Origin of the sequence: Paenibacillus sp. PK3_47 (assembly GCF_023520895.1) — a bacterium.
Classification (GTDB): Bacteria; Bacillota; Bacilli; order Paenibacillales; family Paenibacillaceae; genus Paenibacillus_AQ.
This window is the reverse complement of the sequence record NZ_CP026029.1, coordinates 6,530,386-6,541,291: the sequence shown is the minus strand read 5'-3', so window position 1 is coordinate 6,541,291 and position 10,906 is coordinate 6,530,386. Positions and strand designations below refer to the sequence as shown.

The window sequence follows — 10,906 nt, the reverse complement described above, 5'->3', positions numbered from 1 at the left end:
AGCGTTTGTTTCACAAACGCATGTTTGGTGGCGATAGCGGAGGGGTTCCACGCGTACCCATCCCGAACACGACCGTTAAGCCCTCCAGCGCCGATGGTACTTGGACCGAAGGGTCCTGGGAGAGTAGGACGCCGCCAAGCACATGAAGCCACTGCTGATCACTCAGCAGTGGCTTTTTTGTTGTATTTAGAAGCTTGCCACAAAGGAAGAATTGCTTCCCCCGCTTTATAAGTATCGTATGAGCAAATAAACGAGCCAAATGTATGCGAAAAATCGAATACAATATTCCTACCAAGAGGGCTAAGGAGCAAATGTATACGGAAAATCGACTAAAATGTGCTACCGCGAGAGGGCAATACGCAGATGTATGCGAAAAATTGAATACAATGTGCTTCCGAGGCGGTAAATGAGCAAAACGTACGTGTAAGGTAGCATTGAGTACAAGAGATTCTACTTTAAAGTAAACTTCTATCCAGCCGGCTGTTGGGATACTGCAGACGTATCGTGCATGACGAATCATAATACCTGTATTAAAACCTAAGTGGATTTTCTCCCTCTAAATCTCGGTCAAATCACATTAATTCAAGGTTAGTTGGAAAAACTCCATTTAAATATGCCGGATACGCCCCCAGACACTGATATACACTGAAATAGGTGGAACATTTCCAATTAATTATGCTATATGATCAAGAATGCTGATATTAGCAGGAGAAATTCCAACTAACCTGAGAAGTGCCTGCTAAAAAGCGCGGTTACATTTAGGCATTAAGCCACTTTAACGACTAAGCCACTAAGCCACTTCATGAGTTAATCTTAGGTTATGAATTTTATCTAACTGTACTAGGAGTGAAAGGTCCAATGGAGAGCAGGATGTCTTTATGCACACAAAGCCATTGCTGACCGCTCAGCAGTGGCTTTGTATTTGTGGTTAGAAGCTTTAGGCTTTAGACTAATCTCATTCTTAGGTCGTGGCCAAAGTGAATATGAATATACTCTGAAAAGCTAGTTTAGCCGGTATCACACAGATAACAGCGTGGGCGTTACGGTTAGAGCGCCATTATTACAATAAAGACCCTGCCTATTCCGTAGCAGCTTTAAATAGTTCTGGCAGATTCCATAGAAGAATCCTAACAATATAGTTTACATAATAAATAATATGGTAACATATATTGAACTGCTTTCCACAATAAAAAAGCACATTTCCAAACAACGATAATATCATCAAATAATATTTCAACATATGAAAAATTCACATTAAGAAGACCTACTATACAAAAACAACATTTTTAAAAATAGACCTTAAAAAAGATCCATTTTCTTATATAAATATTTCAACATATGAAAAATTCAAAACAGAAAACAACAAAAAACGACCCGCGACCCCCCATCCCACACACGCATACCATTAACCTGCTAACCTACCAAAATCAGAAAAAGGTAAAATCCTAACCCGAATCAGCAGTCCAATCAACCCCTTAATGCAAAGTTAAATTTACTCCTACCGCGTAATCACAGTGAAATTACTTTATAAGCTGCCGCCTCAACGATAATGCCATTTGCAGGGACCGGGCAGCATGCGGGAGCGCTAAAATTGATTCCGACCCATTCTGGAAGCATGTCAATGCGTACTGCAGGCTTTTTTCATATGGATTCTGTGCGGTTAATTCAATACGCTTTCTGCCGGAGGCTGTATACTCATATAATGCGGTATCAACGCCGCCCTTCATGTCATCGCATTCGTGGAATTTTAACTTTGCCCGTTCAAAATAAGCCTCGTACTCTACAGTAAACGGATATGTATCCGGCATTAATGAAGAAACCAGGACCCCGGCAGAAATATCCTGTTTATAAAATGAGGCGGAGACCAGAGACTGTTCGGCATTAACACCGGTTGTGCCCCAAACATCAGAAATTTCAGGATAATCCAGCAGCCAAGTAATGAAGTCCAGTTCATGAATCATAAATGTGGGAGTAATCATCTCAAGGCCGAGATCTCCCCAGAGGGGGGCGGATTCTCTTTTTAAGGTTAATTTTAACAGCTTTCCGTAGGTTTCCTGCTTGGCTGCGTTATACAGGTATTGATAAGCGGGCTCAAACTTAATGAATTGGTTAACGAGTACGCGTCGTCCGGAAGCTTTCTCTGCATCAGCCATTTTCTTGGCATCTTCCAAGGTAAGACCTACGGGGGTCTCGCAAAACACATCTTTTCCGGCTTTAAGCGCCATCACTGCGTACTCGCTATGCAGATTAGAAGGCAGGCAAATATCAACTACGCCTATAGAAGGATCATTCATAATGTCCGCAGCAGACTGCGTAATCTCAACCCCGAACTCTTCCTTCAGCTTGTTCAGCTTATCTTCATTCCTTCCGAATACCGTGATCCGGCCGACACCGTCAAGTTTGTTCAATAATGCGGCATGATAGGCGCCAAATCCTGTTCCCAGAATACCAATATTCATATACAAACACTCCTCTCATCTGATACATTCTCATTATAGATAGTTATTGTTGACAATATATTGGCAGGAATGATTGGCGGGTTAAATGTTTTTAATTGATAAAAGGGGGCCCGCAATGCGTGTACACCGTCTGATCGCAATCTTACTGCTGGTGGAATCCCGCGGCAAAATAAAGGCAAAGGATCTGGCGCTTGCCCTTGAAACCTCTGTACGCTCTATTTATAGAGATATTGACGTGCTGGCGGAAGCGGGCATACCGATGACTACAACTTCCGGTCCAAACGGCGGGATCTCGCTAATGGAAGGCTACACGGTAAATTTACGGCAGCTGAACGGGGACGAAGTGATTAATCTTTATTTGTCGGGATTAGGCTTTTATCCGGGAGCCCAGAACGAATCCGGCCTGAAACTGAAAAATGCCCTGCTCAAGCTGGAAAAAAGCCTGCCCGCGCCCTATCAGGAGGATATCCGCAAAGCCCGGAGTGCTTTTTTGTTCGATGATACCCCCTGGTGGAGTGAACGTCCTGCGCTTCCCTGTCTGGAGAGCCTGAGGGCCGCTCTGTGGCGTTCTTATAAAATCAAAGTTATCTACCGTAAAGTAAACGGGGAACTCTCCTGCCGCAAGCTGCAGCCTTACGGGCTTGTTGTGAAGCAGGGGGACTGGTATCTGGTGGGCTTTTGCGAAACGGCGGGGGAACTGCGTACTTTCAAGTGTGAACGGATTACTTCTGTGGAGGGGCTGGAAGAGGAATATACGATTCCTGAAGATTTTTCGTTAGAGGCATTCTGGGGCAGCAGGGAAAAGATTTTCAGGCAAAACCGCAGAGCAGAGGAGTTCTACCCGGTCCTGATCAAAATGAGGAAGCCTCACCCTGAGCTCATATCCAAACTGGAAGTGATGAAGACACTTGTGAAAAGGAACGATCACATCCTGACCGTAAATATGTACAGCTATGAGCAGGCTTGCGACAAGGTGATGACGCTGCCGGCAGACATTGAGGTTCTGGAGCCGGTAATGCTGAGAGAGTACATAAAGGAAAAGATCCTGCTGCTGCAAAAAGTGTACTTTTAATAACGGCAGAGTACATAACGGGAATTAGTTAACATATATAATATTATGTAAACCTATTTTCCCAAACCCTTAATAAAGATTAAAAACAAAAACATCTAACCAAAAATACAATTGATAGTTCCCCTTAACAAAGTTAAGCTTATACGAGTGTGAATATTTCCCAAACTTACTGAGGAGGGTTCTATGCAAGAATACATTTCGCAGATAAACAAAGCGGCGTGGGAAACGAAGGCTTATCAGGCATGGGTCAGGGAACACGGGACACCCGAGGTGCATGCTTGCCGATTGAAGGAGGACCCCAGGCATCCTTTGCGCTACTGGCTGAAGTACACAGGAAATCCTTCCGGTCAAAAAGTGCTGAATCTGCTTGGCTCCCACGGTAAAAAAGCAGTTTGTCTGGCTCTGCTAGGTGCTGATGTTACCGTCGTGGATATATCAGAAGAAAACGCCTTATATTCCAGAGGGCTGGCAGCGGCTGCAGGAGTTAACCTGAACTATATTTGCGCAGATGTATTACATATTCCTGATGAAGAGACGCTTGGGAAGTTTAACTACGTTTTGATGGAGTTTGGGATTCTGCATTATTTTACAGAGCTGAGCCCCATATTTGCATTGGCGGGCAGAAGACTGGCCCCAAATGGACGGCTGCTGTTAACAGACTTCCACCCGTTCGCCAGAACATGGAAACAGACGGTTAACCTGCAGAACCCGACAGGGCGCTATTTTGATGATAGCATCCACGAAGGTGAAATTGCATTTGCCAAGCTGCTTCCGGAAGAAGAACGGCAGGGCTTAGGCACAGTGCTGACACGGAGCTGGACGGTTGGCGATATTATATCATCAGCGGCAGCCGCAGGGCTGTGTATCCGCACTTTTGAAGAAATAAGGTATGCCGGGGATCCCAGTTTTCCGGAGTTCTATACCCTTATTGCAGATAAGCTGGAAGTTCAACTAACACCGTTGTATCGCTAGACAACCCTCTTGCTTATATTCATCCATTTTGTGGTATGGATATTGAAAGATCTTATAGCTGGTTTTAATTTACTGAGGGGTGGTGGTGTGCAAATGAGAAGCGTCAAACCAGGGCGCGGCCCTTCCGGCATGGGGGCGATAGGAAGTATTGGCGCCGGCTTATTCGGGGTCTTGTGGACGATCGGGGCAGCACAGATGGGAGCGCCGTTATTTTTTGTAGGCTTTGGTGTTATTTTTGTCGGGATTGCGGTAGCCCAGGGAATTTATCATTATAAAAATGCGACAGGGAAAAACCGTATGTCCTTGATGGATATTACCAGTGGCAATGAAGAACCGGATCCGTTAGATTCTTATTTTAGAAAATCATCCTCAAGTTCAGCATCCTACAGCACCGACGCCTACAGCAGTGAAGATAACCTTACGTACTGCCCTTATTGCGGAAATAAGCTGGCAAATGAAGCTTACCGGTTCTGCCCCAGTTGCGGGAAAGAACTGAAGCAGGGTTAGGCATTATTCTGATGGGTATTTTTATATCATCTCACAAAAACAGCGGCAGCCCGTGACGAATCCGTCCGCGGCTGCCGCTGTTTCAATATTAAATGCTGCGAACGAAAGACCCCGCCCGGTTATGACGCAGGACCAATTTTGTTTAACAGCAAATATCCCTGTTTAAAAAACAGTAAGCTTGCCAACCATTTTATATATTAATAAATATGGCTTGGACCCTGCTGACAGCAGACACAAGAAGAAAATTGACTATTCATTAACGGAGGAAATTGACGATGTGGACTGCAGCAATGTGGGGAGGTATATCCGGTTCTGCCGTATTGCTGGGAGCTTTGCTGGCTCTGTTCCTCAAGATTCCCAGGAAGCTGACCGGCTTTATTATGGCTTTTGGAACAGGGGTGCTGATTGGTGCGGCGACCTATGAATTAGTAGGAGAGTCCGTAAAAAAAGGGGGACTGGAGCCGACACTGATCGGTTTCATGGCAGGTGCAGTGGTTTTTACAACCCTGGACTGGATTATTTCAAAAAGAGGCGGTTCCGGACGCAAACGTTCCAAAGATCAGGATAAGGCAAAGACAGATGCATCAGGCGGTTTAGGGATTTTTGTCGGCACTGTGATGGACGCTATTCCCGAATCCATTATGATCGGCGCCAGTCTGGTCACCGGCAAAGGAGTCAGTATGCTGCTTGTGATTGCAATCTTCATCAGTAACATTCCGGAAGGCCTGTCCAGTACGATCGGACTGAAAAAAGGCGGATTTACCAAATGGAAAATCATCGGCCTGTGGGCCAGTGTTCTGGTAATTTCTTCCCTCGCTTCTCTTGGTGGTTACTTTTTCATGGACAGTGCAGGGGAATATATCACTGCTATTGTCGCATCCTTCGCAGGCGGCGGCATCATTGCTATGGTTGCATCCACCATGATGCCTGAAGCCTATGAAGAAGGAGGACCCGCTATTGGTTTTATGGCGGCTTTGGGATTGCTGGCCTCCCTTGTCCTGGATCATCTTTAACCTTTTGAGCCACTTGTAAAAATAGCGCTTCCGGAAGCGCTATTTTTACGTTTCGAACGCTGCTGCCACACTCTGCGGTTCCATCTTTGCAGCAGGACAATCCCCCGAAGCCATTCATCAATAGCAAAAGCGATCCAGACTCCGGCCAGTCCAAGTCCAAGCGGTATCGCAAGAAAGTAAGCCAAGCCCACACCGATCCCCCACATGGATACAATCCCCAAATACACAGCAAATTTAATATCTCCCAAAGCGCGCAATGCTCCCAGAATAACCAAATTCAAAGAACGACCGGGTTCCAAAAAAATAGTGATGAAGAGGAGTGTGCGGCCGGTACGGATGATACCCGTATTGTCGGTGAACAGGGAAAAGAGCGGCCAGGAATAGACGAATATAAGCACAGCGGTTATTGCCGATACGCCAAAAGAAATGCCCACGCTGCGCAGACAGCGCTTGTAGATGTCCTGAAGCAGTCCCGCACCTGCCAGATGCCCGGCCAAAATTTGCGTACCTTGGCCGATAGCCATGCTGAAGAGATAAATGATCATCATCAGATTTTCGGTGTATACTTTTGCTGTAAGCACTGCAGTCCCAAGTGTTGAAGCGATGATGGTCACGGCCAGCTGCGACGTATGGTAGGACATAAGCTCTGCCGCAGAAGGGATACCGATTTGCAGCAAATTCCGTAAATGAACCCGTGGCAGACGGAACAGCCGGGAGAATGGAAGAGGATGGCGGACATGTCTTCTTATTAAGAAAAGCAGGACAATCAACCCTAACGTTTTGCTGATCGTGGTCGTCACTGCAACTCCTGTCACACCCAAAACCGGAATCCCAAAAGGGCCGAAAATAAACAAATAATTGCCGATAAGATCAAGCAGATTCATTCCAAACGTGACAAACATAATATCCCTGGTGTGGCCATGGCTGCGAAGCACGGCGCTGAGTACCAGACTTACCGCGGTTACAAAAGAAAACCCGCCCACCCATATTACATAGGGCATGGCCTCGTTGTACAATTCACCCGGCAGTCCCATAACATGCAGCAGGTCCTGCCCGCATACCAGCATCATAACGCTGAATCCGAGGCCGATAAGAAGGTTGACTGAGACTGCAATTGCAGCGGATTCCGAGGCCTGCAAATGCTCCCCTGCACCGAGATGTCTCGCCACCAGAACAGAAACGCCTGTAGCGATCACCCCATAGAACAGGATGACAATATAGATCAGCCGGTTGGCTGCACCTACCGCCGCCACTGAATGATCGGAGTATTGGCTGAGCATCAGTGTATCGGCGTTTCCCATCAGCATTTGCAGTGATAATTCAATAAAAATAGGCCAGGTCAGCCCAAACAAGGTCAGGCGTTTCGTATTCTGAGTCGTCATTTTGTTCTCCGTTTCTTCACATTCAAATAGGATAGACATTTACAAATAACTTTTTATACAATATTCCTGGGGATAATATACTCCGGCGTGTACTCACCGTCCAATTGTATGTATGGATTGAGCCGATCAGAAAAACGGATGTGCGCATATGAAGCGCGGCAAGGAGCGGTCAGATGGAGCTGTACCAGTTAAAAACCTTTATTGAAATCGCCCGGACAGGCAATTTGACCGAGGCAGCTGCGAGCTTGAACACGAGCCAGCCGGCTGCAAGTGCCCATCTTAAAGCTTTGGAGGGCGAGACGGGCTTCCCGCTTTTTTACCGTACCCCCAAAGGAATGATCCTGACGGAACACGGAGAAGAGCTGCTGGTCGAAGCGCGTAAAATCTCTGACGCCATGGGCAGCTATTACCGGAAGGTGGGCGTGCTTCAGAATCGTATTATGGAAACAGTACGGATAGGAGTTGGCTCTGAAGGAAAACTGATGCGGATCAGCCATCTGATCAGTTTGGTAGGAGCGCTGCTGCCGCAGGTGGAGCTCCAATTTATTCATACCAAAAGCGAGGACTTTGTACGAAATTTGGCCGATTCAAAGATTGAGGCAGGCTTTTTTTACACTGACGAATTGGATCCGGGTCTGGAAGCGGTCAAGCTGCATTCCTTCCGGATGGCCGTGGTGTATCCGGAAAGCTGGGAACCGCCGGAAGAGCTGTCTGAGAGCTATTTTGCTGCGAAGCCGTGGATTTGGACGACCCGGGGCTGCTTCTTTTATAAAATGTCTAATGATTACTTTTTGGAGCGGAATATAGTACCGAACAAAGTGATGTATGCCGATGACGACGCTTTGATCGGAAGTTTGGTCCGGAACGAAGTTGGCTGTGCACTCCTTCCTGAACCGGCAGCTCTTGAATTTGCAGAACAGAACAACCTTAAGATCTGGAAAGGGATCGATCTGTATGTCGATCTATACTTTGGCTATCCGAAAGAGAAGCTGAACGATCCGCTCCTGCGGGAGATCGCGGCTGCCGTAGAACTAATGTGGCGGGAACCAGCGTAGAAGGACTGCAGGGACATAAGCCGTTAAAATAGTGTTATCAGCTTTGCAAAATTCGCTTATAGATCAAACCGCCCCGGCAGCCGAGGGCGGTTTTTTAATGCAAACCATACTGGTCTCTGACAACCCTTATTTCCCTGGAAGAGCTGAGACTCACATATTCATGTCATATTTAATTCGGATTTTTCAATTCGAACGTTAAAGAAAGCGGTTTATATTTAGAATGTTGTGCATTTTTCCGAAAAAACGTTACATATATTGACGTTAAATGATACTGAATTTATCATAATACTCAATTAAGGAGACTTTCTTAATGATCTTATACCCCTTAAAGAGAGACGGAGTGATGCCGCATATGACCAAAAGGAAGGAGTTGGAAATCTACCGGCACATCAAACTGGCGATCACACAGCATAAGATACTGCCTAACTCGCAGCTTGTGGAGGATGCGCTGGCAGAAGCTTTTGAAGTCAGCAGGACGCCGATAAGAAATGTGCTGCGGAGGCTCGCGATGGAGAAGCTGGTTACGGTTATTCCTTACCGGGGAGCCTTTGTCTCTTGTCCCAGCGTCGAGGAAGCCAGAGAGGTCTTCGAAATGCGAAGAGTGATTGAAACTTCGATGGTCCGGAAGCTGTGCACGATGGTAAAGCCGGAGCAATTAAAACCGCTGGAGGTTCTGATCCATGAGGAACACCAGGCCAGCCACGAAGGCGACATTGTAGGTGCGCTGGATGTTACTGTAGATATCCATCTTAAACTGGCGGAGCTGACGGATAACTATTATTATTATCATTTTCTCGAAGAGCTGGTCTCGCTGACTTCAGTTATCATTGCCCTCTACGGGACCAATCAGAGCTTCTGTCATGATCACGTTGACTTACTGGAAGCTGTAATGCAGCAGGACGGAGAGCTTGCTGCGCGTATTATGACAGATCATCTATGGCAAATTGAACGCTCGCTGAATTTCGCCGAAACGGCAACCAATGTCCTGAATTTCAAAGAGATCTTTCAGAAGTGATTTTTTTTAGATTAGATTGTATCCAATGTTGGATTCCAAAATCACCTGAAAATGCATACAAAGGAGTGGGGAAATTTGAAAAAACGGTCATTCATGCTGGGGGTAATGGTGGCAGCAGCGTCTGTGCTGAGTGCTTGCGGAAACGGGGAGAATGAAGAAGCGGCAGCCGAAAGCGGCAGTACCATTACAATATCGCTGATGCACAGGTATCAGGAATCCAATATCGGCAAAAGTCCCGAGGATACTGCAGTGCTTGACGGATTGCAGCGGTTCCGGGCAGATTATCCGAATGTCGAGATTATAGAAGAGCAGCTTCAGAACGAGGACTACTCGATTAAAGCTCAGGCACTGGCAGCGGCGGACGATATGCCCGATGTGTTCATCGTGCCCGGCTCCTGGATGGATAATTTCGTGACTAACGAAATCGTACTTCCCTTGAACGGCGAAATGGATAAGCGTCCTGAGTGGCGCGACGGTTACCGCCCGGGAACACTGGATGCCGGAACCCGCGAAGGGCAAGTGTACGGTATACCGATTGCAGCCGGTCCTACACATCTCATCTATTATAATGCTGATATGTTCGGAAGTGTAGGCTATGACCAGTTCCCGTCTACCTGGCCGGAGCTGATGGATGCCGGAGAAAAACTGAAAGAGAAAGGAATCAACCTGTTTTCTTACGGAGACAAATCCAAGGGCTATGCCATGTCCAGCTGGATCAGTGCTTTGACCGACCGGATTAACGGTCCCGATTGGACCGAATCCATTCTGAACGGCGGCGGTGCCAAATTTACCGATGACGGTTTTGTCAAAGGCATCAGCATGATGAGTGAGCTGGCTAAAGCAGGTTATCTGAACAAGGATTTAAATTCTGTAGATACTGACACGATGGTCAATTATTATTTTGAAGGCCGCTCAGCAGCATTTGTCAGCGGCATCTGGTCCGCGATGAATGTCGTGAACAATGCCCCCGAAGAGATTACGTCAGCGACCCGGGTCGCGGTGTTCCCGGGTGTGGAAGGCGGACTTGGTAATCCGCTTAGTTCTTCCGGAGGCGCCGGCGTCTATTACAGTGTTAACTCCGGTATAGAAGCAGGGGAGAAGCTGGATGCCATCATGACGATGCTGGATTATATGACCGGTGCGGACAGCGCCAAGCTGATGGCAGAAGTCGGCGGCTTTCCTGCCTATGATCCCGGTGAATTCGATAAAAGCAAGCTGCATCCGGTAGCCCAGGCTGCTTACGAGGCAAGTGCTGCAGCGGATGCGACTAAGATTTTCGACCTCTGGTTTGATGCTTCGATCGTAGAGGTACTGAATACAGGGATTCAAGGTGTGATGGCAGGCTCCAGTACACCGGAACAGCTGGCTGAGGAAACCCAGCAGGCCTATGAGACATTATTGAACAAACCTTAAACCACTAAAGGGGTGAGA

9 protein-coding genes and 1 rRNA gene are annotated in these 10,906 nt (G+C 47.0%); 8 read left to right on the top strand and 2 right to left on the bottom strand.

What is annotated here, in order from left to right:
* The first annotated feature begins 23 nt into the window (after nucleotides 1–23).
* Nucleotides 24–140 (top strand): 5S ribosomal RNA (gene rrf / locus C2I18_RS28395).
* Between the two features lie 1,380 nt (nucleotides 141–1,520).
* On the opposite strand, the gene C2I18_RS28390 is transcribed toward rrf, so the two are convergent.
* Nucleotides 1,521–2,459 (bottom strand): Gfo/Idh/MocA family protein, encoded by a 939-nt coding sequence (locus C2I18_RS28390; RefSeq protein ID WP_249899038.1) that lies wholly within the window; start codon nucleotides 2,457–2,459, stop codon nucleotides 1,521–1,523.
* 115 nt (nucleotides 2,460–2,574) lie between these two features.
* Between C2I18_RS28390 and C2I18_RS28385 the strand changes: the two genes are divergently transcribed.
* The 4 genes from C2I18_RS28385 (at nucleotide 2,575) to C2I18_RS28370 (ending at nucleotide 6,023) form a co-directional block, all read left to right on the top strand.
* A complete protein-coding gene (locus tag C2I18_RS28385; protein ID WP_249899037.1) occupies nucleotides 2,575–3,531 on the top strand; it encodes a helix-turn-helix transcriptional regulator in 957 nt (318 codons plus the stop codon).
* Between the two features lie 183 nt (nucleotides 3,532–3,714).
* A complete protein-coding gene (locus tag C2I18_RS28380) occupies nucleotides 3,715–4,503 on the top strand; it encodes a class I SAM-dependent methyltransferase (protein WP_249899036.1) in 789 nt (262 codons plus the stop codon).
* Between the two features lie 9 nt (nucleotides 4,504–4,512).
* Complete coding sequence (locus C2I18_RS28375; RefSeq protein ID WP_249899035.1) at nucleotides 4,513–5,010, top strand: zinc ribbon domain-containing protein; 498 nt, start codon at nucleotides 4,513–4,515, stop codon at nucleotides 5,008–5,010.
* Between the two features lie 275 nt (nucleotides 5,011–5,285).
* A complete protein-coding gene (locus tag C2I18_RS28370) occupies nucleotides 5,286–6,023 on the top strand; it encodes a ZIP family metal transporter (RefSeq protein WP_249899034.1) in 738 nt (245 codons plus the stop codon).
* Here the strand turns inward: C2I18_RS28370 and C2I18_RS28365 are convergent.
* Nucleotides 6,020–7,444 carry an MATE family efflux transporter gene (locus C2I18_RS28365; RefSeq protein WP_249899033.1) on the bottom strand — a complete coding sequence of 475 codons (1,425 nt, stop codon included), beginning with the start codon at nucleotides 7,442–7,444 and terminating at the stop codon, nucleotides 6,020–6,022. The two genes, C2I18_RS28370 and C2I18_RS28365, sit on opposite strands and share 4 nt — an antisense overlap.
* Before the next feature lie 134 nt (nucleotides 7,445–7,578).
* Here C2I18_RS28365 and C2I18_RS28360 point away from each other — a divergent pair, with 134 nt between their 5' ends.
* The 3 genes from C2I18_RS28360 to C2I18_RS28350 all read left to right on the top strand — a co-directional run bounded on the left by C2I18_RS28360 (nucleotide 7,579) and on the right by C2I18_RS28350 (nucleotide 10,888).
* Nucleotides 7,579–8,460 (top strand): LysR family transcriptional regulator, encoded by an 882-nt coding sequence (locus tag C2I18_RS28360; RefSeq protein ID WP_249899032.1) that lies wholly within the window; start codon nucleotides 7,579–7,581, stop codon nucleotides 8,458–8,460.
* A 352-nt stretch (nucleotides 8,461–8,812) separates the two neighbouring features.
* On the top strand, nucleotides 8,813–9,475 hold the full coding sequence (locus C2I18_RS28355) for a GntR family transcriptional regulator (RefSeq protein WP_249899031.1): 663 nt from the start codon (nucleotides 8,813–8,815) through the stop codon (nucleotides 9,473–9,475).
* Between the two features lie 75 nt (nucleotides 9,476–9,550).
* Nucleotides 9,551–10,888: an extracellular solute-binding protein gene (locus tag C2I18_RS28350; protein WP_249899030.1), complete on the top strand. Its 1,338-nt coding sequence runs from the start codon at nucleotides 9,551–9,553 to the stop codon at nucleotides 10,886–10,888.
* Nucleotides 10,889–10,906: the final 18 nt, after the last annotated feature.

What these genes read in the sequence shown, in the direction of transcription:
- C2I18_RS28355 (WP_249899031.1), top strand. Translation starts at nt 8,813, where the DNA reads ATGACCAAAAGGAAGGAGTTGGAAATCTACCGGCACATCAAACTGGCG.
- C2I18_RS28360 (WP_249899032.1), top strand. Translation starts at nt 7,579, where the DNA reads ATGGAGCTGTACCAGTTAAAAACCTTTATTGAAATCGCCCGGACAGGC.
- C2I18_RS28380 (WP_249899036.1), top strand. Translation starts at nt 3,715, where the DNA reads ATGCAAGAATACATTTCGCAGATAAACAAAGCGGCGTGGGAAACGAAG.
- C2I18_RS28390 (WP_249899038.1), bottom strand. Translation starts at nt 2,459, where the DNA reads ATGAATATTGGTATTCTGGGAACAGGATTTGGCGCCTATCATGCCGCA.
- C2I18_RS28385 (WP_249899037.1), top strand. Translation starts at nt 2,575, where the DNA reads ATGCGTGTACACCGTCTGATCGCAATCTTACTGCTGGTGGAATCCCGC.
- C2I18_RS28365 (WP_249899033.1), bottom strand. Translation starts at nt 7,444, where the DNA reads ATGTCTATCCTATTTGAATGTGAAGAAACGGAGAACAAAATGACGACT.
- C2I18_RS28370 (WP_249899034.1), top strand. Translation starts at nt 5,286, where the DNA reads ATGTGGACTGCAGCAATGTGGGGAGGTATATCCGGTTCTGCCGTATTG.